Annotated in this window: 24 protein-coding genes; 10 read left to right on the forward strand and 14 right to left on the reverse strand. The window is 61.2% G+C overall.

The annotated features are described in order from the left end of the window. Positions 1-143 precede the first annotated feature (143 nt). Positions 144-608, forward strand: coding sequence for a bacterioferritin (gene bfr, locus ACP7EW_RS26220; RefSeq protein ID WP_003176400.1), 465 nt, complete (start codon positions 144-146; stop codon positions 606-608). 66 nt (positions 609-674) lie between these two features. Here bfr and uvrA read toward each other — a convergent pair whose 3' ends face one another. Further along, positions 675-3,509 carry an excinuclease ABC subunit UvrA gene (gene uvrA, locus ACP7EW_RS26225; RefSeq protein ID WP_033900046.1) on the reverse strand — a complete coding sequence of 945 codons (2,835 nt, stop codon included), beginning with the start codon at positions 3,507-3,509 and terminating at the stop codon, positions 675-677. A 178-nt stretch (positions 3,510-3,687) separates the two neighbouring features. Here uvrA and ACP7EW_RS26230 point away from each other — a divergent pair, with 178 nt between their 5' ends. Together ACP7EW_RS26230 and ACP7EW_RS26235 are read left to right on the forward strand one after the other, a co-directional pair. Then, positions 3,688-5,082 carry an MFS transporter gene (locus ACP7EW_RS26230; RefSeq protein WP_010206876.1) on the forward strand — a complete coding sequence of 465 codons (1,395 nt, stop codon included), beginning with the start codon at positions 3,688-3,690 and terminating at the stop codon, positions 5,080-5,082. Positions 5,083-5,091: 9 nt separating this feature from the next. Further along, on the forward strand, positions 5,092-5,607 hold the full coding sequence (locus ACP7EW_RS26235) for a single-stranded DNA-binding protein (RefSeq protein ID WP_017849542.1): 516 nt from the start codon (positions 5,092-5,094) through the stop codon (positions 5,605-5,607). A 55-nt stretch (positions 5,608-5,662) separates the two neighbouring features. On the opposite strand, the gene ACP7EW_RS26240 is transcribed toward ACP7EW_RS26235, so the two are convergent. After that, entirely contained in the window at positions 5,663-6,583 is a 921-nt protein-coding gene (locus ACP7EW_RS26240) for a LysR family transcriptional regulator (protein WP_426220929.1), read from the reverse strand. A gap of 101 nt (positions 6,584-6,684) precedes the next feature. Between ACP7EW_RS26240 and tam the strand changes: the two genes are divergently transcribed. Beyond that, entirely contained in the window at positions 6,685-7,446 is a 762-nt protein-coding gene (tam, locus tag ACP7EW_RS26245) for a trans-aconitate 2-methyltransferase (protein WP_426220931.1), read from the forward strand. A gap of 21 nt (positions 7,447-7,467) precedes the next feature. Here the strand turns inward: tam and ACP7EW_RS26250 are convergent, their stop codons facing one another. Beyond that, positions 7,468-8,028 (reverse strand): cysteine hydrolase family protein, encoded by a 561-nt coding sequence (locus ACP7EW_RS26250; RefSeq protein ID WP_426220933.1) that lies wholly within the window; start codon positions 8,026-8,028, stop codon positions 7,468-7,470. Between the two features lie 96 nt (positions 8,029-8,124). Here ACP7EW_RS26250 and ACP7EW_RS26255 point away from each other — a divergent pair, with 96 nt between their 5' ends. From ACP7EW_RS26255 to ACP7EW_RS26265, 3 genes are all read left to right on the forward strand, one after another. Then, positions 8,125-9,084, forward strand: a complete 960-nt coding sequence (locus ACP7EW_RS26255; protein ID WP_426220935.1) for a GlxA family transcriptional regulator — start codon at positions 8,125-8,127, stop codon at positions 9,082-9,084. Positions 9,085-9,255: 171 nt separating this feature from the next. After that, the gene (locus tag ACP7EW_RS26260; RefSeq protein WP_426220937.1) at positions 9,256-10,365 is read left to right on the forward strand and encodes a DUF3182 family protein; all 1,110 of its coding nucleotides are present in this window, start codon (positions 9,256-9,258) and stop codon (positions 10,363-10,365) included. Further along, positions 10,355-11,110, forward strand: coding sequence for an alpha/beta hydrolase family protein (locus ACP7EW_RS26265; protein WP_033897979.1), 756 nt, complete (start codon positions 10,355-10,357; stop codon positions 11,108-11,110). Before ACP7EW_RS26260 ends, ACP7EW_RS26265 begins: the two co-directional genes overlap by 11 nt. Positions 11,111-11,115: 5 nt before the next feature. Here ACP7EW_RS26265 and ACP7EW_RS26270 read toward each other — a convergent pair whose 3' ends face one another. From ACP7EW_RS26270 to ACP7EW_RS26280, 3 genes are read right to left on the reverse strand one after another with little or no spacing between them, the layout of a single operon-like run. Further along, positions 11,116-12,063, reverse strand: coding sequence for a lysylphosphatidylglycerol synthase domain-containing protein (locus ACP7EW_RS26270; RefSeq protein ID WP_177077067.1), 948 nt, complete (start codon positions 12,061-12,063; stop codon positions 11,116-11,118). Beyond that, positions 12,053-13,315, reverse strand: coding sequence for a cardiolipin synthase ClsB (clsB, locus tag ACP7EW_RS26275; protein WP_426220940.1), 1,263 nt, complete (start codon positions 13,313-13,315; stop codon positions 12,053-12,055). The genes ACP7EW_RS26270 and clsB overlap by 11 nt, the downstream gene beginning before the upstream one ends. After that, positions 13,312-14,091 (reverse strand): endonuclease/exonuclease/phosphatase family protein, encoded by a 780-nt coding sequence (locus ACP7EW_RS26280; RefSeq protein WP_038850123.1) that lies wholly within the window; start codon positions 14,089-14,091, stop codon positions 13,312-13,314. The genes clsB and ACP7EW_RS26280 overlap by 4 nt, the downstream gene beginning before the upstream one ends. A 170-nt stretch (positions 14,092-14,261) precedes the next feature. Between ACP7EW_RS26280 and ACP7EW_RS26285 the strand changes: the two genes are divergently transcribed. Continuing rightward, a complete protein-coding gene (locus ACP7EW_RS26285) occupies positions 14,262-16,346 on the forward strand; it encodes a mechanosensitive ion channel family protein (RefSeq protein ID WP_426220942.1) in 2,085 nt (694 codons plus the stop codon). An 86-nt stretch (positions 16,347-16,432) separates the two neighbouring features. Further along, on the forward strand, positions 16,433-17,320 hold the full coding sequence (locus ACP7EW_RS26290) for a sugar nucleotide-binding protein (protein ID WP_080642437.1): 888 nt from the start codon (positions 16,433-16,435) through the stop codon (positions 17,318-17,320). Positions 17,321-17,362: 42 nt separating this feature from the next. Here ACP7EW_RS26290 and ACP7EW_RS26295 read toward each other — a convergent pair whose 3' ends face one another. From ACP7EW_RS26295 to ACP7EW_RS26315, 5 genes are all read right to left on the reverse strand, one after another. Continuing rightward, on the reverse strand, positions 17,363-18,061 hold the full coding sequence (locus tag ACP7EW_RS26295) for an OmpW/AlkL family protein (protein WP_016978527.1): 699 nt from the start codon (positions 18,059-18,061) through the stop codon (positions 17,363-17,365). A 94-nt stretch (positions 18,062-18,155) separates the two neighbouring features. Continuing rightward, on the reverse strand, positions 18,156-18,677 hold the full coding sequence (locus ACP7EW_RS26300) for a DUF3299 domain-containing protein (RefSeq protein WP_061434336.1): 522 nt from the start codon (positions 18,675-18,677) through the stop codon (positions 18,156-18,158). An 11-nt stretch (positions 18,678-18,688) separates the two neighbouring features. Beyond that, a complete protein-coding gene (locus ACP7EW_RS26305) occupies positions 18,689-19,954 on the reverse strand; it encodes an ABC transporter permease (protein ID WP_016978529.1) in 1,266 nt (421 codons plus the stop codon). Between the two features lies 1 nt (position 19,955). Then, complete coding sequence (locus tag ACP7EW_RS26310) at positions 19,956-20,666, reverse strand: ABC transporter ATP-binding protein (protein WP_033897969.1); 711 nt, start codon at positions 20,664-20,666, stop codon at positions 19,956-19,958. 6 nt (positions 20,667-20,672) lie between these two features. Next, complete coding sequence (locus tag ACP7EW_RS26315; protein ID WP_426220945.1) at positions 20,673-21,272, reverse strand: DUF2796 domain-containing protein; 600 nt, start codon at positions 21,270-21,272, stop codon at positions 20,673-20,675. Positions 21,273-21,403: 131 nt separating this feature from the next. On the opposite strand from ACP7EW_RS26315, the gene ACP7EW_RS26320 reads away from it, so the two are divergent. After that, complete coding sequence (locus tag ACP7EW_RS26320) at positions 21,404-21,745, forward strand: hypothetical protein (RefSeq protein ID WP_033897967.1); 342 nt, start codon at positions 21,404-21,406, stop codon at positions 21,743-21,745. Here ACP7EW_RS26320 and trxA read toward each other — a convergent pair. Genes trxA through ACP7EW_RS26335 form a run of 3 tightly spaced genes read right to left on the reverse strand, consistent with a single transcriptional unit; the run spans position 21,742 to position 23,761 of the window. Then, positions 21,742-22,614: a thioredoxin gene (trxA, locus tag ACP7EW_RS26325; RefSeq protein WP_426220947.1), complete on the reverse strand. Its 873-nt coding sequence runs from the start codon at positions 22,612-22,614 to the stop codon at positions 21,742-21,744. The two genes, ACP7EW_RS26320 and trxA, sit on opposite strands and share 4 nt — an antisense overlap. A gap of 32 nt (positions 22,615-22,646) precedes the next feature. Then, positions 22,647-23,309, reverse strand: a complete 663-nt coding sequence (locus ACP7EW_RS26330) for a class I SAM-dependent methyltransferase (RefSeq protein ID WP_426220949.1) — start codon at positions 23,307-23,309, stop codon at positions 22,647-22,649. Next, positions 23,306-23,761: a YbaY family lipoprotein gene (locus tag ACP7EW_RS26335; RefSeq protein ID WP_033897963.1), complete on the reverse strand. Its 456-nt coding sequence runs from the start codon at positions 23,759-23,761 to the stop codon at positions 23,306-23,308. Before ACP7EW_RS26335 ends, ACP7EW_RS26330 begins: the two co-directional genes overlap by 4 nt. Positions 23,762-23,875: the final 114 nt, after the last annotated feature.

Raw genomic sequence — 23,875 nt, forward strand, 5'->3', positions numbered from 1 at the left:
AGCAGAACCGCCCTCATTTGGGCGGTTTTTGCGTTATTTCAGCTACTTTTCTCCGAAAAACATCACTTTTCTGCCGTTGATCCCGTGACCTTCAAGTCATCATGGTTCAAACTACAGACTTTCAAGCAGGGAGATGTAGGGCGATGCAAGGTCACCCCGACGTAATCGATTACCTCAACACGTTGCTGACGGGCGAACTGGCTGCTCGTGACCAATATTTCATCCATTCGCGCATGTACGAAGACTGGGGCTTTACCGAGCTCTACGAACGTATCAACCACGAGATGGAAGAAGAGGCACAGCACGCCGACGCACTGATGCGCCGTATCCTCATGCTCGAAGGCACGCCGCGTATGCGTCCGGATGACCTGGATGTGGGCACCACAGTCCCTGACATGCTCGCTGCCGACCTGCGCCTCGAGTACAAGGTCCGTGCCGCGCTCTGCAAGGGCATCGAGCTCTGTGAGCAGCACAACGACTATGTCACCCGGGAAATCCTGCGGGTGCAGTTGAACGACACCGAAGAAGATCATACCTATTGGCTGGAAAAGCAGTTGGGCCTGATCAAGCTGATTGGTCTGGAAAACTACCTGCAATCGCAGTTCTGATTCCCGGCTACAAAAAAGCCCCTGTCACCGTAAAGTGACAGGGGCTTTTCATTGGGCCCGAAAAGGTCAGGCCCGGTCGCGTTCCAGCAATGGTTTCAAGTAGTAACCGGTGTGCGACTGCGGCATTTCGGAGACCTGCTCCGGCGTGCCCACGGCAATGATCTGGCCACCTTTGGAGCCGCCTTCCGGCCCAAGGTCCACCAGCCAATCGGCCGTCTTGATCACATCAAGGTTGTGCTCGATCACCACCACGGTGTTGCCGTGGTCGCGCAGGCGGTGCAGCACGTCCAATAGCTGCTGAATATCCGCGAAGTGCAGGCCGGTGGTCGGCTCATCGAGGATATACAGGGTCTTGCCCGTATCGCGCTTGGACAGCTCGCGAGACAACTTCACCCGCTGCGCCTCACCCCCCGACAGCGTAGTCGCTGACTGGCCCAGTTTGATGTAGGACAAGCCCACGTCCATCAGTGTTTGCAGCTTGCGCGCCAACGCCGGGACCGCGTCGAAGAACACCCGTGCTTCCTCGATGGTCATCTCCAGGGTTTCGTGGATGCTCTTGCCCTTGTATTTGATCTCCAGGGTTTCGCGGTTGTAGCGCTTGCTCTTGCACACATCGCACGGCACGTAGATGTCCGGGAGAAAGTGCATTTCAACCTTGATCAAGCCATCGCCCTGGCACGCTTCACAGCGACCTCCCTTGACGTTGAACGAGAACCGGCCTGGCCCGTAACCACGTGAGCGGGATTCCGGAACGCCGGCAAACAACTCACGAATAGGCGTAAACAAACCGGTATAGGTCGCCGGGTTGGAACGTGGCGTCCGGCCAATCGGGCTCTGGTCGATATCGACCACCTTATCCAGATGTTCCAGGCCCTTGATGCTGTCGTGCGCCGCTGCTTCCAAGGTGGTCGCGCCGTTCAGGGCGGTGGCACTCAAGGGGAACAGCGTGTTGTTGATCAGCGTCGATTTCCCCGAGCCGGAAACACCCGTCACACAGGTCAGCAAGCCCAGTGGGATTTCCAGGTCGACATTGCGCAAGTTGTTACCGCGTGCGCCCTTGAGGTGCAGCGCCAGCTTCTTGTTACGCGGTGTGCGTTTGGCCGGCACCTCGATCTTCACCCGCCCGGACAGGTACTTGCCGGTCAGCGAATCCGGGTGCGCCATGACTTCAGCCGGCGTGCCTTCAGCAACAATATGCCCGCCATGCACGCCCGCGCCCGGGCCGATGTCGACTACATAATCCGCCAGGCGAATCGCATCTTCATCGTGCTCGACCACAATCACCGTGTTGCCGATATCCCGCAGGTGTTTCAACGTGCCCAGCAGGCGATCGTTGTCGCGCTGGTGCAAGCCAATCGAAGGCTCATCGAGGATGTACAACACACCCACAAGACCCGCACCAATCTGGCTGGCCAGGCGAATCCGCTGGGCTTCACCGCCGGACAAAGTATCGGCACTGCGATCCAACGACAGATAGTCCAGGCCCACGTTGACCAGGAACTGCAATCGCTCGCGAATTTCCTTGAGGATCTTGTCGGCGATCTCCCCACGGCGCCCGGTCAGCTTGAGCACACCAAAGTACTCGCAGGCATCCCCGATCGGCAGGTTGGTCACCGCCGGCAAGGTCTTCTCGCCCACCCACACATGCCGCGCCTCACGACGCAGGCGAGTGCCGCGGCAATCCGGGCAAGGCTGGGTGCTGAGGAATTTCGCCAGCTCTTCACGCACGCTGGCCGATTCGGTCTCGCGGTAGCGGCGCTCCAGGTTCGGCACAATGCCTTCGAACGGGTGGGAGCGCTTGACGATATCGCCACGGTCGTTCAGGTATTTGAAATCGACGTTCTGCGAACCGCTGCCGTGCAGGATGACCTTCTGCTGATCCGCCGGCAGTTGGTTGAACGGCACTTCCAGGCTGAACTTGTAGTGCGACGCCAACGACCCGAGCATCTGGAAGTAGTAGACGTTGCGCCGGTCCCAGCCGCGTATCGCCCCCTCCGCCAGCGTCAGGTCACCGTTGACCAGGCGCTTGATGTCGAAGAACTGCTTCACGCCCAGGCCATCGCAAGTCGGGCAGGCGCCGGCCGGGTTGTTGAAGGAAAACAGCTTGGGTTCCAGTTCGCTGATGGCATGGCCGCAGATCGGGCAGGCAAAGCGCGCGGAGAAGATGATCTCTTCGCCCGGCTCGTCGTCCATCGGTGCAACCAAGGCGATGCCGTCGGCCAGCTTCAGGGCAGTTTCAAAGGATTCCGCCAGGCGTTGTTGCAGGTCGGCGCGCACCTTGAAGCGGTCGACGACCACATCAATCGAGTGCTTCTTCTGTTTGTCGAGCTTCGGCGCTTCGTCCAGCTCATAGAGCTTGCCGTTGATGCGTGCGCGTACAAAACCCTGGGCCCGCAGCTCTTCGAAGACGGAAAGGTGTTCACCCTTGCGCTCGCGGATCACCGGCGCCAGCAGCATCAGCTTGGCGCCTTCGGGCTGGGCCAGCACCAGGTCGACCATCTGGCTGACGGTCTGGGCTTCCAGTGGAATGTCGTGGTCCGGGCAACGCGGAATACCCACGCGTGCATACAGCAGGCGCAGGTAGTCGTAGATTTCAGTGATGGTGCCCACGGTGGAACGCGGGTTATGGGAGGTCGACTTCTGCTCGATGGAGATCGCCGGCGACAGGCCTTCAATGGTGTCGACGTCGGGTTTTTCCATCATCGACAGGAACTGGCGGGCATAGGCCGACAGCGATTCCACATAGCGACGCTGGCCTTCGGCATACAGCGTGTCGAACGCCAGGGACGATTTGCCGGACCCGGACAAGCCGGTGATGACGATCAGTTTGTCCCGGGGCAGGGTCAGGTCGATGTTCTTCAGGTTGTGGGTTCTAGCCCCACGAATCAGGATCTTGTCCAAGATGGCCTCGCACGGCGGGCGTAAATAATGCCGGAGTATACGGCTAAAGACTGGATGAATATACACTGTCAAAAGGCCGCTTGCAGCCTTAGATGAAAGCTGCGCGGCAAACCGCCGCATATACCCTCTCAATCGATGGGACTGGTAGAATCGCCGCCGGTTCACACGAGGTTTTTCCATGCACGATCCCCACAGCGAACGCATGAGTAGCGGCGAGACCCGAGCGGCAAGCGGTCTGGCCCTGGTGTTCGCCTTCCGTATGCTGGGCATGTTTATGGTGTTGCCGGTGTTGGCGACCTATGGAATGGATCTCGCAGGCGCGACCCCCGCATTGATTGGCCTGGCTATTGGTGCCTACGGCCTGACCCAGGCGATTTTCCAGATTCCCTTCGGGATCATTTCCGACCGTATTGGCCGCCGCCCGGTCATCTACCTTGGGCTGATCGTGTTCGCCCTCGGCAGTGTGCTCGCGGCTCAGTCCGATTCCATCTGGGGCGTGATTGCCGGACGTATCCTACAAGGCGCCGGAGCGATTTCCGCGGCGGTAATGGCCTTGCTGTCGGACCTGACCCGCGAACAACACCGCACCAAGGCCATGGCCATGATCGGCATGACTATCGGCCTGTCGTTTGCCGTGGCCATGGTGGTCGGCCCCTTGCTGACCCGTGCCTTTGGCTTGCACGGGCTGTTCCTCGCTACCGGCGGTATGGCGCTGTTTGGCATCGTGATCGTTGCCTTTATGGTGCCGCGCTCCACCGGCACGCTGCAGCATCGCGAGTCGGGCGTCGCACGCAAGGCGCTTTTGCCGACGCTCAAGCACCCGGACCTGCTGCGCCTGGATTTAGGTATCTTCGTATTACACGCGATGCTGATGTGCAGCTTCGTCGCCTTGCCCCTGGCCTTGGTGGAAAAAGCCGGCCTGCCCAAGGAACAGCACTGGTGGGTCTACCTCACTGCGCTGTTGATTTCGTTCTTCGCCATGATCCCGTTCATCATCTATGGCGAGAAAAAACGCAAAATGAAACGAATCCTGCTCGGCGCCGTCACGACGCTGATGCTCACTGAGCTATTCTTCTGGCAGTTCGGCGACAGCCTGCGGGCGCTGGTAATCGGCACGGTGGTATTTTTCACCGCGTTCAACCTGCTGGAGGCTTCATTGCCTTCGCTGATCAGTAAAGTTTCACCGGCCGGCGGCAAGGGCACGGCGATGGGGGTGTATTCCACCAGCCAGTTCCTCGGTTCTGCACTGGGCGGCATCATGGGGGGCTGGATGTTCCAGCATGGCGGTTTGTCGGTTGTCTTCCTCGGATGCGCCGGGCTGGCTGCACTTTGGCTGGCCTTTGCTGTTACCATGCGCGAACCTCCCTACGTCACAAGTCTGCGTTTGCCGCTATCGCCTGAGGCGATCCGCGAAAGCGGTCTGGTAGAGCGCCTCAAGGCAGTCGTAGGGGTAACAGATGCAGTCGTGGTCGCGGAAGAGGCGGCCATTTACATCAAATTGGACACCGAATTATTGGATCGCGCGACGCTCGAGCAACTGGTCAACCCAGTGCCGACAGCGCGCCCAGCCTAGGAGAACGTTATGGCCCGTGGGGTTAACAAAGTCATATTGGTCGGTACGTGCGGCCAGGATCCCGAAGTTCGCTACTTGCCTAACGGTAACGCCGTGACCAACCTGAGTCTGGCGACCAGCGAACAGTGGACCGACAAGCAGACTGGCCAGAAGGTCGAGAAAACCGAATGGCACCGTGTGTCGATGTTCGGCAAGGTAGCCGAGATCGCCGGTGAGTACCTGCGCAAAGGTTCGCAGGTCTACATCGAAGGCAAGCTGCAGACCCGCGAGTGGGAAAAAGACGGCATCAAGCGTTACACCACCGAAATCGTGGTCGACATGCAAGGCACCATGCAACTGCTGGGCGGCCGTCCACAGGGCGACCAACAGGGCCAGGGCGGCATGTCCAACTCGGCACCGCGTCCACAGCAGTCCCGTCCACAGCCAAGCCAGCAGCCACAGCGTGAGTCGCGTCCAGCGCCACAACAGGCTGCTCCGCAACCGGCTGCGGATTTCGACAGCTTCGATGACGATATCCCGTTCTAGGATTCTAAAATCCGGAACACGCAAACCCCCGTTTGACTCAGGTCTCGGGGGTTTTTTATTGGCCGTGATCAGCTTCAGTCGACGCGGCGATGACAACCATGTCCTTGAACCGGCGTAACACCGTCGAACCGTCATCGATTCGCGTCGCCAAATGCAGCGGTGCCACCAGGCTGCTGCACTCCGTCAATTCCCGATACACGATGCCGTCCCCGCGCAACCGCTGCATCGACGCCGGCACGATGGACACGCCAAGTCCCGCCGCCACCAGGCTCAATGTCGCGGTCATGCGTGGGGCTTCCTGCACCACTTGCGGGCTGAACCCAGCTTCACGGCACGCCACCAGGATCGCGTCATACAACCCCAGCCCCACGCGCCGGCGATAAAGCACGAAAGATTCGGTCGCCAGTGCCTTCAAGGGCAGGGGAGAGCCTGCATCAAGCGCCAGCGGGTGATCGGTGGGCAGCGCCAGCAGCATCGGTTCCACCAGGATGGGTTCGTCCTGCAGCGACTGTGTCCCGCTGAGAGGCGAGCGGATAAACGCCGCGTCGAGTTTTTCGTGTACCAATGCGTCCAGCAGCTCTCCGGTGCCGGCTTCCTCTAGCACGACGGTTACGCCGACAAAGGTTTCGCGAAACAGCCGCAGCACACTCGGTACAAAAGGATGCAAGGCAGCCGAACTCGTGAAGCCGATGGCCAGCCGGCCACGTTCACCGCGTGCGGCACGGCGGACTACATCCGCGACGCCTTCAGCCTGTGCGAGGATTTCCCGCGCCTCATCCAGCAACGCGAGCCCGGCGGTGGTGGGGCGAACGCCACGGGGCAGGCGCTCCATCAACATCACGCCCAATTCGGCTTCAAGGCTTTGCAACATCCGCGTCAACGGTGGCTGCTGCATGCCCAGGCGTTCGGCTGCGCGGGTGATATAGCCTTCTTCTGCGATGGCAACGAAGGCCTTGAGTTGGCGAAGCTCCAGCATAGGAATACTTTTGAGGTATGGGAGGGCTTCAATCCTGGCATTTGTTCTCATGGCTCACAAGATTTAGGCTGTGGCCAACCTCAAAAAGAAGGAAAGCCGTGATGACCTGGTCAGCCAAGCAATACACGATGTTCGAACAGCAGCGCACCCGTCCCGTCCGTGACCTGGTCGCGGCCATTGCGAATATCGAGGTGCGCAACGCCGTCGACCTGGGCTGCGGCCCCGGCAACTCCACTGAAGTGCTGGCCGAGCGCTTCCCGCAGGCACACGTCACCGGCATGGACAGCTCCGATGACATGCTGGTGGACGCCCGCAAACGGCTGCCGGCGTTGAACTTTGAACTGGCGGATATCGGTGACTGGAAACCTGCGCAAACCTTCGATGTGATCCTGGCCAATGCATCCCTGCAATGGTTGCCCGACCACGCCAGGCTATATCCGCACTTGGTCCAACAACTGACGCCCGGTGGCACGCTGGCGGTGCAAACCCCGGACAATCTCGATGAGCCCGCCCACCGGCTTGCCCGCGAAGTCGCGGCAGAGGGGCCGTGGTCGGGCAAGATCGCTGCGGTCAAACATAATGAGCGCCACACCGCGAGCTACTACTACGAACTGCTGAGCAAACACTGCAGCACCGTCGATGTGTGGCGCACCACCTATCAGCACCCGCTGGCGGATCACGCGGCGGTGGTGGAGTGGTTCAAGGCGTCGGCGCTGAGGCCGTTCCTCGCGCCTTTGACCGACAGCGAAAAAGCCGCTTTCCTACAGGAATACCAGGCGCGAATTATTAAGGCCTATCCCGCCTTGGCTGATGGCACGGTGTTGCTGCCCTTTCCGCGCCTGTTCATCATCGCGACTCGCTAACGCTAAAGAACCAAGTGGCGGTCAAACCGCCGCTTGTGCCTTCAAGTACTCATCCGCCGACACCACACCCGCATACCCAAACGCCAGCGAGGCCATGTACGCCCCATGCACCTGCGCCGCTGGAATCACCTGCCCATTGAATTCCAGGTCCCGCGTGGCACACGCGTCATGAATCACCGTGACCTTGTAGCCCAGGTCCGCCGCCGCCCGCACCACAGCGTCGATACACATATGGCTCATGCTGCCGACTACCACCAGGTCGGTAATGCTGCGTTGCTCCAGCAGTTCGCGCAGCCGGGTTTCGCGAAACGCATTCACAAAGTGTTTAAGCACCACCGGCTCATTGCCTTCGTTCAGCACTTTACTGTGCAGATGCGCACCCTCGGAGCCCGGTGTGAAGAACGGCGCGTCCTCGGAGGTGAACTCATGGCGCACATGAATCACCGCATCACCCGCCTGGCGAAACGCCTGCAGTACTTGCGCGGCCTTGTCTGCCGCGGCGTCCACGCCGTCGAGTGGCCACTTGCCCTGAGGGAAGTAGTCGTTCTGGATATCGATTAGGATGAGCGCTTGCTTGGCCATGTGTGTTGCCTCGTGATGGGTTGATGGGTCCAGTATCTTAGCTGGCGCCTTCACCGGGGATTGGCTGCACCGACAATAACAGGGGGAAAACTGACAATGGTGGTCGTCGAGCTGGGCGTGTTGATCTACCAAGGTGCGCAGTTGGCGGCCGTGCATGGCTTGACCGACCTGTTCGGCGTGGCCAACCGCATCGCCGCCGAGCATCAGTCCGTGCAATTGCCGTTGCTGCGGGTCAGCCATTGGCAGGTGGGTGTTACCGGCAAACCGGCGCGTATATTCAGCAGCCATCCTGGCTCCGAGCAACCGATGATGGCTGTGCTGGTGCCACCGTCGATTGGTGAGTTTACCGAGGAGCAGGCGCCCCCCGCGCTATTGGAGTGGATTCGCCAGCAACACGCGGCAGGTACTGTGCTGGGCGGTGTATGCATTGGCTCTATCATGCTGGCGCGCAGCGGGTTGCTCGACGGACGCAGTGCCACCACCCATTGGTCTTCCGCCAAATCCTTCGCCGCCCGTTACCCGGCGGTGCGCCTGGAGGCGGATAAACCCATTGTTGATGATGGCGACTTGATCACCACCGCCGGCTTGATGGCCTGGTCCGAACTCGGCCTGCGCCTGGTCGACCGCCTGATGGGCCCGAGCATCGCGGCCGATACCGCGCGTTTCCTGGTGATCGAGCACAGTGACAGCGCCAGCCAATGCGGCAGTAACTTCGCGCCGATTCTCGGCCACGGCGACACGGCCATCCTCAAGGTTCAGCACGGGTTGCAGGCCAGCGGCGCGGTGGATGTGTCCTTGGCGGCGATGGCTCGGGAAGCGGGCTTGGAGGAGCGTACCTTCCTACGGCGCTTTCGCACCGCCACCGGCTTGAAACCCACCGAATACTGCCAGCATTTGCGTGTGGGCAAGGCACGGCAGATGCTCGAATTCACCAACGGCACCATCGACCATATCGCCTGGACCGTCGGCTACCAGGACCCGAGTGCCTTTCGCGCCCTCTTCAAGAAGATCACAGGACTGACGCCCAGCGATTATCGCAGCCGTTTCGGCGTGTGAATCGTGCAGAACGCCGCCGCGTTATCGGGTCGTCGTGCAGAATAAAACAGGCCATCTGCCATCGGTTTTCCGGCAACCGATTGATTTGAATGCAATCCCGCTCGAATGCGCCTTGGCCTGATCTCTGCAACGTTCCGTCTACACACATGGCGGGATGGCCAAGGGGGACGCATGACCCCGACTCAACGCAAGAAGCTGGTGGTTGCTCACTCCACACGTGAGGGTGCGCCGCTGCATGAGGTCGAAACCAACCGCGCTCTGGCGCGCTGGCTGGCGCAGATCCTCGGGCTCAAGTTCGGCGGCAGCTACGACACGGATCTGCACGCGGGGCGGGCGTTGTACCTGCTGCCCACACAGACCCTGGTCGGCCCGGCCCAGGCCCGAGCGCTGAATATCAATGGGCCAGAGGATTTGTGGGGCGGTTATGTCGACCACGACTTCATCTGCACCAAAGCCATCAGTCATGGCTTGCTCGGCCCTGAAGCCAAAGCGCCGCAAGGTTGGTCGGCGTTGTTTTGCGAGCGTGTACGAAAAGTCGTGCTGGACGGTCTGAGCGTCTTTGCACTGGAAGACGCGCGGCCCGCCGCCACACGCTTGCTCTACAGCGGCCCCATCCGCTTGAAACCCGTGCACGCCTGCGCGGGCCGAGGCCAGGAAGTTATCCACAGCCTGGACGAATTCGAAGCGGTGCTGGCGCGACCGGATGCCGCGAAACTCTTCAACGAAGGCGTGGTGCTGGAGCAGGACCTGCACGATGTGGTCACCCACAGCGTTGGCCAAAGCTTTATCGGCGATCACGTGTTCAGCTACTGCGGCGAGCAATACCTGACGAAGGACGGGCAGGGCGAAGAGGTCTACGGCGGCTCCAACTTGTTGGTAGTGCCCGGTGACTACGATGACCTGTTGCAACTCGAACTGCCCGACGACGTACGCGAAGCCATCGAACAGGCCCAGGTCTTCGATGCGGCCGCCGATAAGGCCTACCCCGGTTTCTACGCATCACGGCGCAATTACGACATCGCTCAGGGCTTGGACAGCAACGGCCAACGCCGCAGCGGTGTACTCGAACAATCCTGGCGCATGGGCGGGGCGAGCAGCGCGGAAGTCGCGGCGCTGCAAAGTTTTATCAACAACCCTGGCCTGCGTGCGATCTATGTGTCCTCGGTGGAAACCTACGTGGAGCAACCGCTGCCGGCCAATGCCATCGAGGTGTATCGCGGTCCGGCGGAAAACAGCGAGTTTCTTCTTAAGTACGTGACGGTTAAGGCTTATGACGGCTAAAAGCGAAAGCATTGCGATCGATATCGACGACGAACAGATGAGCGGCACCTTCCTCAGCCCTAAATCCAAAGTCCCCGGCGTGTTGTTTGTGCACGGTTGGGGCGGCAGCCAGGAGCGCGACCTGGAACGCGCCAAAGGCATCGCCGGCTTGGGTTGCGTGTGCCTGACCTTCGACCTGCGCGGGCACGCCGGCACGGGCATTCCATTGTCCCGCGTCACCCGCGAAGACAACCTGCGCGACCTGCTGGCGGCCTATGACCGTCTGCTGTCGCACCCGGCCATCGACACCTCGGCGGTGGCGGTGGTGGGCACCAGTTACGGCGGCTACCTTGCGGCGATTCTCACCTCATTGCGCCCGGTGCGCTGGCTGGCGCTGCGCGTACCGGCGTTGTACCGCGATCAGGAATGGCTCAAACCCAAGCGTGATCTGGATAAGGCCGACCTGATGGATTACCGCAGCACCTTGGTCCACGCCGAAACCAATCGCGCCTTGCACGCGTGTTCGGCCTTTACCGGTGATGTGTTGATCGTCGAATCGGAAACCGATGACCACGTGCCCCACGCCACCATCATGAGCTACCGTGCGGCGTGCCAGCAGACCCACTCACTGACCCATCGCATCATCGACGGTGCCGACCATTCTCTCAGCGATCCGGTGTCCCAACAGGCCTACACCTCAATCCTGGTGGACTGGATCACCGAGATGGTGGTGGGCGAACGGTTGAGCATCATTCAGTCCCAGTAAAGCGTTCAAGCGGGTGTTTTCTTCACCCGCAACGCCTTCGCCTTGGCCTCCACACCGAGGTACATCACCAGCGCGATCAGCAGCGGCAAGATGAAGTAAATCGCCCGATACGCGATCAACCCGGCAAGCAAGCTGCCCCGCGACGCCTCATGCTGCAACAGCGCTATAAACACCGCCTCCAGCACGCCCAGCCCAGCCGGAATATGGGTGAGCACTCCGGCAATCGCGCTTATCAGCAACACACCCAGCACCAGCGGATAATCCAGCTTGGCCGGCAATAAGGTGAAGATCACCGCCGCCATCAGCGACCAATTCAATGCGCCGAGCAGCAATTGCAAGCACGCCATGCGCACGGACGGCAGGTTGATTTCCATGCCGCGAATCGTCCACGCACGCTTTTTCGAAAACTGGCAGGCCACCAGATAGCCGAGGCTGGCCAGTACCAACAACGCACCAATGCCTTGCAAGGCTGTGGTGCTGACCTTCCACCCCGGCGGCATGGTCACCAGACCGCTGCTGAACACCACCCCGGCGATCGCCATGTAGCCAAACCAATTGGTGGCCAGGCTCAGGCCGAGGATCTTGGCGATATTGCCGGTGCTCACGCCCAAGCGCGAATACAGGCGATAACGCATGGCGATGCCGCCGACCCACGCGCTCAGGTTGAGGTTGAACGCGTAGCTGATGATGCCCACCGGCAGGATTTGCTTCCACACCAGGTTCTGGCGGATGTAGGTGCGGCCGATCAAGTCGAAGCTGGCGTACACCAAAAAGCTGCACAGCGTCAGCGCTCCGGCGATCACCAGTGTGCGCACCTTGAAGTCGCCCAGGGTCTGCACCACTTCGCTCCAATCGATGCGCCGCGCGAGCAGGGTGAACAGCACGATCAGCGCCAGGAAAAAAGCGATGGTCAGCGGTTTCTTCCAGCGGGTGAACCGGGATTCAGCGGTCATTGGTCTGGCTCTCGATGGGTTTCAAGCGTGGCTTGTGCGCCGGTAACCAACCGGTCAAGGCCGGGAAGTGGCGCATCACATGAAACACCAGGAAGCCCACGGTCAATCGCCACAGCCACAGGCGCGGCTTGCGGTTTTCCGGCATGGTCTGGCAGTGGTCGCGGGCGAGTATTTCCAGGCGTTCATACAGCTGTTGATTGAACGCGCGGTCACGAATCAACACGTTGGCTTCCAGGTTCAGCGACAGGCTCAACGGGTCCAGGTTGCTCGACCCCACGGTGCTCCATTCGTCATCCACCAACGCCACCTTGCCGTGCAGCGGGCGCTGGCAGTATTCGTGGATGACCACGCCGTCCTTGAGCAAATAGTCGTAGAGCATGCGCGCCGCGAGCTTGGCCAGCAGCACGTCGGGCTGGCCCTGCATGATCAGTTGCACCTGCACGCCACGCCGCGCGGCATTGCGGATTTCCCGCAGCAGGCGGTAGCCGGGGAAGAAGTAGGCGTTGGCGATCACCACGCGCTGTTGCGCCTTGCTCAGCGCGTGGATGTACGCCTCTTCGATGTCATCGCGATGCTGCACGTTGTCGCGGTAAATCAGGCGCACCAGGCCATCGCCCTGGTCGGTGGACCACAACGAAGGCCGTTGCTGGCGCCGCCGCCAGCCACGTCGCGTGCGCACCTGGCGACCACTTTGCGCCAGGGCGAAATGATGCAGGTCCGCCACCGCCGGGCCCACCACCTGCACCGCGTAATCCTGTTTGGCTTCGGGGCCGAAATCGCCCAAGTGGTCGGCAGAAAAGTTGATCCCACCGATAAACGCCACTTCTGCATCCACCACCACAATCTTGCGGTGCAGGCGACGAAACCAGTTGGTGCGAAAACCCAGGGTCTTGGACGCCGGGTCAAACATCTGCACCGTCACTCCGGCGTCCGCCAGTTCGCCCAGAAACGACGGGCTCAGTTCGCCACAACCAAAACCGTCCAGGCTTGCCACCACCTTCACTCCACGCTGCGCGGCCTCGATCAGGATGCCGTGCAGTTCATGGCCTACCTTGTCTTCGAAAAGAATGAAGGTCTCCAGCAGAATCTCCCGTCGGGCCGCGCGCAGGGCTTCGAACACCTTGGGAAAATATGCCTCGCCGTTTTCCAGCAACTCGACTTGGTTGCCACTCTGCCAGCCGTAATCCAGGTCGCGGGCCTTGGCTTCGTCCGGCGGCTGGTCGGTGGAGATATGCTCCACGGCCACGTTCATAGCTCGACCTCCACCGACAGCGGCACATGGTCGGACAGGTGCGACCATGGCCGCGTGGTCAGCACCCGAGGGTTATGCACTTTCAGATTGCGCACATAAATCCGGTCCAGCGGCAGCAAGGGCAAACGCGCCGGAAAGGTACGCGCGGGTTTGCCCATGGATTCAATAAACACTTCCTTCAAGCCCGCCTTGCTCAGGTCGGCCTTTTGGCGCCAATCGTTAAAATCACCAGCCACGATCAGCGGGGCGTCGGCCGGAATCTCGCTGATGCGCTGTTCGATCAGGCGCAATTGCTGCTGACGGTGCACTTCGCGCAAGCCCAGGTGGATGCAGATCGCATGGATCTCCTGGCCGGTGCCTGGCAGGCGCAGCACGCAATGCAGTAAGCCACGGTTTTCATGGCCGCTTTGGGAAATATCGAGATTGTCGTAGCGCACGATCTGGAATTTCGACAGCAGCGCGTTGCCATGGTCGCCATGGGGGTAGACCGCGTTGCGGCCATAGGCGAACTGCGGCCAGATGCTGTCGGCAAGGAACTCGTATTGCGGCATGTTCGGCCAGTCGCTGAAGCGCTGTGGATGGCGCTCGTGGGTGCCATGGATTTCCTGCAGGAACACCATGTCGGCGCCCACACTGCGCACCGCTTCACGCAGTTCGGGCAGGATGAAACGTCGATTCAGGGCGGTAAAGCCCTTGTGGATATTGACCGTCAGCACCGTGAAGCGAGTGATGGCGACGCTGGGGGTGATGGGCACCCAGTCGGGGATCGCAGCCATGATTGCTCCTGTGAAAGAAGTGGGGGCCTGGCCCCCGTTTATGGCTGACTGTGATTTTTGACGGAAAGTTTCCAGCGTCCTACAGACGGCATAAAGATGCCGCTGAAGGGGAACGATCAAAGCGCAAACCCGTCAGTTCCTTACAGACCCTTCTGAAGGAGCTCGGTGTTTTGCTGAATCTCAAGACTGCATTACTGCTCGGCGCGCTGCTGTTTTGCGGCAGTGGCGCGCTGCAAGCGGCGGCCACCGCGCCGGAACCTGAAGCGCCGGCCAAGCCGGAACTGCTGGTGGAGGGCGGGTTGCTTGGGGCGATCAGTTCCAGCATCGACGACGTACAGCAAAAGCTCGACCTCAATCAGAACCTGATCGATGAGTGGCGCCTGCGCGCGGACCGAGCGGCCGACGAGGTTGGGCGGCTGGTCAACCAGACCGCTGCGCGCTCACCCTGGAGCGTGGCGGGGGATTTCCTGCTGTTGTCCGGCGTGTGGGTCGGCGCGTTTGTGGCGCTAACGCTGTTGGGTCGATTTATCGTGCAGCGCCTGGGCCGCCGCTCCTTTTTCGAACGTCGCGAACGCCTGCTGGCGGTGCTCGGGTATGTGATTCCCTACACGATTCCCGCGCTTTTCTGTCTGCCGCTGACGCTTTACGTCAGTCACTTTCTGCCCACCTCCGTAGGCCGCGCGCTGGCGCTGTGTTTTGCCTACGCCACCAGCAGCGGTATCTTTTCCACCTCGATGCTGCTGTGCGTGATTGTGATGTTCAATGTCGGACACAAGCGCCCGGCGGTTCGGATCATTCGCAGCTACTGCCCCAAGCCGTTGTTCCTGATCGGCTTCCTCGCCGCCCTCAGCGACGCGCTGACCAGCCCACAGATCGCCCGCCAGCTCGGTGGCAATATCACCAGCAGCATCGCGGTGTTTACCGGGCTGTTTGCGGCGGTAATTTTCGGCATGCTGGTGGTCCGCCTGCGCCGCCCGGTGGCCCACCTGATTCGCAACCGGCCATTGGCTCAACGCCTTAAACATCCGGCGCTGCAACAATCGCTGCGGATATTTTCCGGCCTGTGGTATTGGCCCATCCTGTTGATGGTGCTGGTGTCGGCAATCAACCTGATCGGCGCTGGTGACGATAACCAGAAAGTCCTGCGTTGCGCGCTGTTCACCACGATCCTGCTGATCGGCACGGTGTTCCTCAGCACGGTGCTGCAACATCTGTTCAAGTCCCGCAGCCAAGTCGCGATCCAGCGCAGCAGCGCGTACAAGGAACGCTTCCTCAGCCTGTTGCACGCGATCTTGCGCATTGCCATGGCCATTGCGTTTATCGAAATTCTTGGGCGGATCTGGGGCGTATCGCTGTTCGAATTCGCCCAGCGCAACTCGGTGGGCCGGGCAATCAGCGATTCTCTCAGCAGCATCGGCCTGATCCTGCTGATGACCTGGCTGTTCTGGGTGGTGCTCGACACGGCGATCCAGGAAGCGCTGAAGCCGCCGGTCAACAAGCGCTCCAGTCGCCAACCGAGCACGCGGGTGAAAACCATCCTGCCGCTACTGCGCAATGCGGTGAAGATCATCCTGGTGGTGATCTGCGCGATCACCACCATGGCCAACCTCGGGATCAACGTCGCGCCGCTGCTGGCCGGTGCCGGGGTGGTCGGCCTGGCCATTGGTTTTGGCTCGCAGCAGTTGGTGCAAGATGTGATCACCGGGCTGTTCATCATCATCGAAGACACGCTGTCCATCGGCGACTGGGTGGTACTCGACTCCGGCCACGCCGGCACCGTCGAAGGCCTGACCATCCGCACCCTGCGCCTGCGCGATGGCAAGGGGTTCGTGCACTCGGTGCCGTTCGGGCAGATCAAGGCGGTCACCAACCAATCGCGGCAATTTGCCTATGCGTTCTTCTCGGTGCAGTTCACCTACGACACGGACGTGGACAAGGCGGTGGAGTTGATCCGCGAGGCGGGGCAGTCGATTCGGGATGACGTGTTCCTCAAATACAACCTGCAAGGCCCGCTGGAAGTCTTCGGCGTCGACAAGATGGACCTCAACGGCGTGGTGCTCACGGCGCAGTTCCGCACGGTGTCGGGCGGGCAATATGCGGTGAGCCGTGCGTTCAACCAGCGCCTGAAAAAGCTTGTGGATAACTGTGACGAGGTGCATTTCGCGCAGACTTATCCACAGCAGGTCATGGTGCCTACGCGGGCGGCCCTTGAGCATGAACCGACGGAGGCGGGCGCGAAGATAGTTAATCCGTGACGGTTGCGCTACAAACCCGCAAAATGCAACGATTCTGGCCAAGACCAGAAAACCTTCGTTCCAAACAGACCGGGCCTGCTCAATCTATGCGAATGCGCCTTATGTTACTGGGCGGCGGGAATGCCCTCGGGCAGGCGCTGATTCGCCTCGGTGCAGAGGAAGACATCGGTTTCCTCGCACCCAAACCGCCCCAAGACGGCTGGGATGCCGCGAGCCTCACCCAATTGCTCGACGACACTCGTCCCGATGCGTTGATCAACCTCGCCTACTATTTCGACTGGTTCCAGGCCGAAGCGGTCAGCGAAACCCGTCTGGCTGCGCAGGAGTTCGCCATCGAACGCTTGGCCGAGCTGTGCCAGCACCACAACATCACTTTGCTGCAACCGTCCAGCTACCGCGTGTTCGATGGCTCCCGCGCCACCGCCTACAGCGAAAAGGACGAGCCGGTGCCCCTGGGCCTGCGCGGCCAGGCGTTGTGGCGCATCGAGCAGAGTGTGCGCGCCACTTGCCCGCAACATGTGTTGCTGCGGTTTGGCTGGCTGCTGGATGACAGTGTCGACGGCACCCTCGGGCGCTTTTTGGCTCGGGCCGAGAAACCGGATGAATTGCTGATGGCGGACGACCGTCGCGGCAACCCGACGCCGGTGGATGATGCGGCGCGGGTGATCATCTCGGTGCTCAAGCAACTCGATTGTGCGGCGCCGCTGTGGGGCACTTATCACTACGCCGGCCAGGAAGCAACCACACCGTTGGCACTGGGCCAGGCGATCCTCACCGAAGCGCGCAACTTTCACCCGCTGGCGATCGAATCGCCCACCGCCCAGGCCCACGCGGCCCGGCCGGATGCGAGCGAAGAACCGCAACACGCGGTGCTCGCCTGCAAGAAAATCCTCCACACCTTCGGCATCAAGCCACGGGCATGGCGGGCGGGGTTGCCGGCGTTGCTGGATCGGTTTTACCGCCACGGCCAATAAAAAAAGGCGCCTGAAACAGGCGCCTTTTTTTGTGCGGCGGATTTAGAACTTGTAGCCAATACCCACCATGTAAACCATCGGGTCCACATCAACGTTCACCTTGGCGCGAGTGCCTGGTGCCACGCCGTTGTTTTCCACGGTGGCCTTGGTGCTGATGTCGATGTAGCGCGCCTGGGCGTTGATCATCCACTTGTCGTTGATCATGTAGTCCGCGCCGATCTGTGCGGCCCAGCCCCAGGAGTTTTCAGCCTTGAAGTTGCTGAAGCCTGCGCCCTGGGCACGGCTGCCGACGTGTTCGTCGTAGATCCAGGTGTAGTTGATACCGGCGCCCACATACGGCTGGAAGGCGGACTTGTTGTCGAGTGGGTAGTACACGACGCTCAGGGTCGGCGGCAGGTGTTTCAGGGTGCCGAGCTTGCCGTTGGCCGGGCTCAGGGCGGTGCCCTTGATCTTCACATCATGCTCGAACGGCGTGGCGGCCAGCAGTTCGATACCGACGTGGTTGGTCAGCATGTAGGCGAAGTTCAGGCCCAGTTGGGTATCACTGCTCATGGTCGCCTTGCCGCCCAGATTGGTGCCCGCCAACGGACCCTGGTCAACCTTGACGTGGCCGCTGTCCGCCTTCGGGTTCACGGTGATTGCACCGGCGCGCACCAGAATGTCACCCGCTTCGTGAGCGTGTGCAACGGGGGCGACGAGGGCAAGCGCGAAGAGGGACGCGCCGAGCAGAGACTTGTTCATGGGAGCTCCAAAGGACGTTTAAAAGTTGTACGTCCAATGGTAAAGATCGTTCCGTCCGGTCTTTTGACTCAGCTCAATGAAAGGGCGATCAGCCTTATTCAGGCAGTTCGTACATGTAAATTTTCTCGGCATCCATCTGGTAACCGGCATCGGCCAGCTCGCTGGTGGACGGTTTGACCTGCATCGCACCTTCGATCCAATACGGCTGGTACAGCTCATCGAGCTTCACGCCGATTTCGCTTTTGACATGCACGATCTGGTTCGAAGGCGGTGGCGGTACATGGATGCACGCGCCGAAATACGGCACCAGCAAGAACTCCGTCGTGCGGCCTTCCTCACTGACTTCCAGCGGCACGATGTAGCCCGGCAGTCGGATGTGCTGGCCGTCGAGGCTTTGCACCACCGGGGCGTTGGGCAAGTCCTGCTTGGCCGCTGGCGCTGCCTCGACCGACAAGGCATCGGCCATGTTCGACAAGTCGTGCAGCGGTTTCATATTGGGGATTTCCGGCGGCGCATCCGGCGGAATCATCTCCTGCCACGACAAATCCTTGGGCTGCTCATCGGCCCATACGGGCACGGCCACCAGCAGCAACAACGCAAACAGCGCACGACGCATCGAAGCCTTCCTCATAAACGTATGGACAGGCCATCGGCCAGGGATTGCCGATAGGCGCGCCACGCGGGCACGCTGCCCATCAACAGCGCAGCGCCCAGGATACCGGCGAGCAGCGTCCATTCATATTCGCTCGGCCACGACATCGGCAGGTCCAGGCCGTAGTTTGCCTGCAGATATCCGCGCGAGGCGGCGATGCACACATAGAGCAAGCCAACGCCGGCAACGACGCCAGACAACGCCAGGGCGAAGGCTTCGAAGATCAGCAGTGTCGCGATATGCCAAGGGCGCGCGCCCACCGAACGCAAAATCGCCATTTCGCGGCGCCGTTCGTTGAGGCTGGTGAGGATCGCCGTGAGCATGCCGATCAAGCCGGTGAGCACTACGAACAGCGAGATCACGAACAGCGCTTTTTCGGCGGTGCCCATCATGCTCCACAGCTCTTGCAGCGCCACGCCGGGCAGGATCGCCAGCATCGGCTCGCCGCGGAATTCGTTGATCTCACGTTGCAGGGCGAAGGTGGAAATCTTGTTATTCAGGCCGAGCATGAACGCGGTGATGGCCTGCGGCGTGAGGTCCATGTTGCGCGCCTGGTCGGCACTAATGCGGCCTTTGCCCTGGGCCGGCACGCCGTTGTGCCAGTCGATATGGATCGCTTCCATGCCGCCGAGGCTGATGTGCAATGTGCGGTCCACTGGCGTGCCGGTGCGCTTGAGAATGCCGACCACGGTGAAGGGTTTGTCATCGTGTTTCACCAGGCTGACCACCGCCACGCCATGGGCCAGCACCAGTTTGTCGCCGAGCTTGTAGTGCAGGGCGTCAGCGACTTCGGCGCCGAGCACCACTTCAAACGGGTCGGTGGCGAAGGCGCGGCCGCTGGCCAGTTCGAGGTTTTGCTTGCGGCCGTATTGGTAGTGCTCGAAGTAGGATTCGTTGGTGCCCATCACGCGGTAGCCGCGATGGGAGTCACCCAGGGAAATCGGGATCGCCCACTTCACCTGGGGGCTGGCGGCGAAATGCTCGAAGCTGTCCCAACGGATGTTGTTGGTGGCGTTGCCGATGCGGAATACCGAGTACAGCAGCAGGTTTACGGAGCCGGAGCGCGCGCCGACAATCAGGTCGGTGCCGCTGATGGTGCTGGCGAAACTGTTGCGCGCCTCGACGCGCACCCGCTCTACCGCGAGCAGCAAGCAGACCGAAAGCGCAATGGCGAACGCGGTGAGGATCGCGGTAAAGCGGCGGTTAGCCAGGCTGGCCATGGCTAGACGGAACAGATACATCTCAAACCTCTGCGGGCGTGGCGGCGCGATTGAGTTCGGCCAGCGACAGGTTGCGGTCGAACAGCGAAGCCAGGCTCTGGTCATGACTGACAAACAACAGGCTGGCGCCGGCTTCACGGCATTCGGCAAACAACAGCTGTAGGAAGGCTTCGCGGGCGTCGTAGTCCAGGGCCGAAGTGGGCTCGTCGGCGATCACCAGCTCCGGTTGGCCGATCAATGCACGGGCGGCGGCCACCCGTTGTTGCTGGCCGATGGACAGCGAGTCGGCGCGGCGCTCCAGCAGGGCTTTGTCTTTCAACCCAAGGTGTGCGAGCAAAGCGGCGGCGGCCTGGTCGACACTGCCGTGGCGCTGTTTCGCCCGTTGCGCACGCAACTTGGAAAAGTGGCAGGGCAACTCGACGTTCTCGCGCACCGACAGGAACGGCAGCAGGTTGAACTGCTGGAATATGTAGCCGGTGTGGTCGACGCGGAAGCGGTCGCGGGCGCCGGCCGAAAGCTCGGTCAGCTCCTGGCCGAGCAGGCGGATGCTGCCCTGGTTGGGTGTCTGCACGCCGCCAAGCAGTCCCAGCAGCGTGGTTTTGCCACTGCCGCTCGGGCCCTTGAGAAACAGGGTTTCCCCCGCGTCCAGGCGGAACGCGGGGATGTCCAGCAACTGCGGGTGACCGGGCCAGTTGAAGCCCAGGTCAGACAGTTCGATCAATGCGTGGGTCATGTGAACTCAGAACTTCAGGGTGGCTGCTGTGGCCGTCGCTTCAACGCCTTGCTGGCCACTCGGGCCGATCAGTTGTACCTGAATTTTCTGGGTGGCGGGGAAGGTCTTGAATACCTGGGTCAGATCGAGGTTGCTCAAGGCCGTCGGCGTGGCACAGGTGAACTGGTAATGGGCGTGAATTTCGCTGTGGTCGTGATGGTGCTCGTGGGCGCCGTCTTTGGCGTCGTGATCGTGATCATCATCGTCGTCGTGGTCCGCTTCAGGCTTGTCGCCAAACAGCGGGCTATTGAGTTCCTGGCTGCTGACTACGCAACCGGCGCCCTTAGGCAGGTTGAACAGGGCGGCTGGGTTTTCCAGCTGTTTGCGCACGGCGGCGACCTTGGCTTTGTCCGACGGGGTGGTGGCCAAGTGTTCGAAACCCACCAGGTTCATCGCCGGGCTGTCCAGCTCCAGCTCCAGCGCCTGGCCGTCGAGCACTGCGTTGAGGCGACCGACGCCATGTTCATGGGCGCCAAGGCTGCCGTGTTCATGGTCGTGATCATCATGAGCGTGGGCAACCGCCAATGGCAGCAGGGCAAACGGCATAGCAAGCAACAGACGGCGCATGAGAAGGCTCCAGAAGATGAAAGTTTTGTTATGTGATCTTATAACAATTGCCGCAGAGTTTGACCGCCCGCTTGGCGTTGCGCAAGCCACATGGGAGCATGCCCGTCAGAAAAACTGCAGGAGGAAGGACGATGTTGCGAATTCGTGGAACCGTCGGCGACTTGCCGGTGGACTTGACCCTGGAACTGGACGACGGCGATTGGGCACGGCTGGGCGCACAGTTGCAGGCGACGCCTGTACCCGCCGCAGCGACAGCGACACCGGTGAAGCAGAATGACGACCTGTGGCAGAACGCCCAGGACCTGTTGCGCAAGGCCGGGCAGCTCAGCGGCCTGGAGTTGCTCGATCAGTTGGAAGGTTTGGCCGGTGATGCGGCGTCAGGCAAGCGCCTGCTGGTGCGCCTGCGCCACAGCTCGAAAGTAAAAGTGGCCAGCGGCGCCGATACGCCGCTGTACAGCTGGGTCGGCGATTAGTACAGCGCGGCAAACAACTTGCGGCGGTACACGGTCACCAGCGGGTGATCATTGCCCAGCAGTTCGAACACCTGCAGCAAGGTCTTGTGCGGCAGGCCTTCGCTGTAGCTGCGGTTGCGGATGAACAGCTTGAGCAGACCTTCCAGCGCCGCGTCGTACTGCTGGCGCGCCAGTTGCTGGATCGCCAACTGGTAGGCCGCTTCGTCGTCCTGCGGGTTTTGCGCCAGGCGGCTTTTCAGGTCGGCAGCGTCTGGCAGATCGGCAGCCTGGCGCAGGAAGGTGATTTGCGCCTTGGCGCCAGCGAGGGCGGCTTTGTGGTCGTCGCTTTTCACCGCGTCCAGCACGGTCTGGGCTTCGCCCAACCCACCACGCTCAGCCAGGCAGCGCGCGTACAGGATTAACGCCGCAGCGTTGGTGTTGTCCTCGCCCAGCAATACCACCAGCACGGCTTCGGCATCGCTGATACGACCTTCGGCAAACAACGCCTGGGCCTGCTCCAGTGGATCCGCCGCCGCCGGTGGTGGCATCTGTACATGCGGCTCCAGCATCGCGCGCACCGCCGACTCCGGCTGCGCCCCGGCAAACCCGTCCACCGGCTGGCCGTTCTTGAACAGCACCACCGTCGGCAGGCTTTGAATGCCAAAGCGCGCAACAATATCCTGCTCGGCCTCGCAATCGACCTTGGCCAGCAGCAACTCACCCTGATAACTCTCGGCAACTTTCGCGAGCATTGGCATCAATGCCTTGCACGGCGCGCACCACTCGGCCCAGAAATCCACCAGTACGGGTTTTTCGAAGGAGTTCTGGATCACTGCCTGGTCAAAATTGGCGGTGGTGACATCGAAGATGTACGGCGTGGGCTCACTCATGGGACGTCTCGAATAAAGCGGGAATGGCGCAACTATAAGGGCTGGCGTCGCGAATGGTACAGACTCACCTTGCGAAACTCCCAAGGCTCCGCCAGATCCGGCAATGTCAGTGCATCAAGAATCTCCAGTCGCCGATAATCCGGGTGCTGAAAATCCCGTACGCGTGAATCCGCCACCAACGCTTCGCGGCCTCGCGTGAGGAACTGATCCAGCAACGGCAGGTTCGCCCGGTCGTAGAGCACATCCGCCACCAGGATCAGATCGAAGCGGTCGGCCTCGGCGAAGAAGTCTTGCGAATAACCCAGCTCTACGCCGTTGAGTTCGGCATTCGCCCGGCAGGATGCCAGCGCCAGCGGGTCCAGGTCACAAGCCACCACTTCCAGCGCCCCAGCTTTGACGGCAGCAATCCCAGCCACGCCGGAGCCCGCGCCAAAATCCAGCACGCGCTTGCCCGCGACCCACTGCGGGTTCGCCGCCAGGTACCGCGCCAGCGCCAGGCCACTGGCCCAGCAAAAGCTCCAGTAGGGCGGTTCATGCAGGATGCGCCGAGTTTCTTCGGGGCTGAAGGCGCGGTCCATGTTGTCTGCATCCAGCAGCCACAACGACAACGCGGTGCCCGGCAGCGGGCAGGGCACCAGGTGCGCGTCGCCGATCAAGTCGCTCAGCGCGGCTTGCAGGTCCAGCGGTGGCGTCATGGTGCCTTGACGAGTTGCAGGGGGCCGGTGGTCTGGGTGATCGCCTGGGTGATGCGCACGGCGGGCAGGTGCAGGATCAGTTGGCCGGACTGGCTGGCGCGGCCACGCAGTTCAACCCGCGCACCGGCAGGGAACGCCTCGGGGTTGAAGCGCAGGCGGAAGGCCAGGGGCTTGCCGTTGCCGCTCAACACGCTGCTGGCGAGCAGTTGTTGCGGGCGTGAACGGTCATCGATCACCAGCAACGCCATCTCGACTTCGGCGCCCGCCGGAATGTTGGTCAGGCTGCCGCTGATTTCCCGCTGGTAGGCGGGCAGGGGGCCCATGTCTTCAAGGCCGGGGACTTTTTTCTCTTGGGCCGGTGTGGGCTGAGGTGCGGCCGGCTTGGGGGCTTCGCTGCTGCAGGCGACCAGGAAACTGAACAGGGTGAGCAAAACAAGTGGTCGTAACTGCATGTACGGCTCCAGAAAGGACAAAATCCGTGGCTTGAAAAATATGAAACATAATAGTCAGCCTATATACCGTAAAGGCTATGGCTTGTCTTGCCACGGGGATGCGCTACCATGGCC

It is taken from the genome of Pseudomonas sp. DWRC2-2 (assembly GCF_049897885.1).
GTDB lineage: Bacteria > Pseudomonadota > Gammaproteobacteria > Pseudomonadales > Pseudomonadaceae > Aquipseudomonas > Aquipseudomonas azotoformans_A.